Source organism: Variovorax stachyos (assembly GCF_051400855.1).
Lineage (GTDB): Bacteria > Pseudomonadota > Gammaproteobacteria > Burkholderiales > Burkholderiaceae_C > Variovorax.
Map to the genome: position 1 here is coordinate 1 of NZ_JBLFFN010000058.1, position 773 is coordinate 773.

Here is a 773-nt window from a genome sequence, read left to right on the forward strand (position 1 = left end):
CTGAGCCAGACGCCCTTCGACCTGGGCGAAGGGCCTCTGCTGCGCGTGGGTCTGATCAGGTTGTGCCCGGACGAACACCTGCTGGTGGTGGTGATGCACCACATCGTCTCCGACGGCTGGTCGATGCAGGTGCTGGTGCGCGAGTTCGTGGCGCAGTACAGCGCCAGGGTGCAGGGGAATGAGGCACCGCAGCTGGCGCCGCTGCCGATCCAGTACGCCGACTATGCGCTGTGGCAGCACCAGTGGCTGGAGGCCGGAGAGCGGGAGCGCCAGCTGGCCTACTGGCGCGATCAGCTCGGCGGCTCGAACGACGAGCACCCCGTGCTGCAACTGCCCACCGACCATGCGCGGCGCGCCGACGGGCGCTACCGGGCCGCGCGCCATGCACTGGAATTGCCCCAGGCGCTGGTGCAGGCGCTGCAGCGCCGCGCACAGGGCCAGGGCGCCACCCTCTTCATGGTGCTGCTCGCAGGGCTGCAGGTCCTGCTGAGCCGCTACAGCGGCCAGGGGGACATCCGCGTGGGCGTGCCCATCGCCAACCGCCACCGGGTCGAGACCGAGGGCGTGATCGGCTTCTTCGTGAACACGCAGGTGCTGCGCAACCGGGTAGAGCCTCGCGCGAGCCTGGGCGAGGTCCTGGAGCAGGCGAGGCAGGCCGCCCTCGGTGCGCAGGCCCACCAGGACCTGCCCTTCGAGCAGCTGGTCGAGGCCCTGCAGCCCGAGCGCAGCCTGGGCAGCAGCCCGCTGTTCCAGGTGCTGTTCAACCACCAGCG

Annotated in this window: 1 protein-coding gene; it reads left to right on the top strand. The window is 70.6% G+C overall.

Annotation, left to right across the window (positions count from 1 at the left end; genetic code table 11):
* Positions 1–773, top strand: a 773-nt coding sequence (locus tag ACMGEZ_RS29680) for a condensation domain-containing protein (RefSeq protein WP_436825861.1), incomplete at both ends; no start/stop codon positions are given.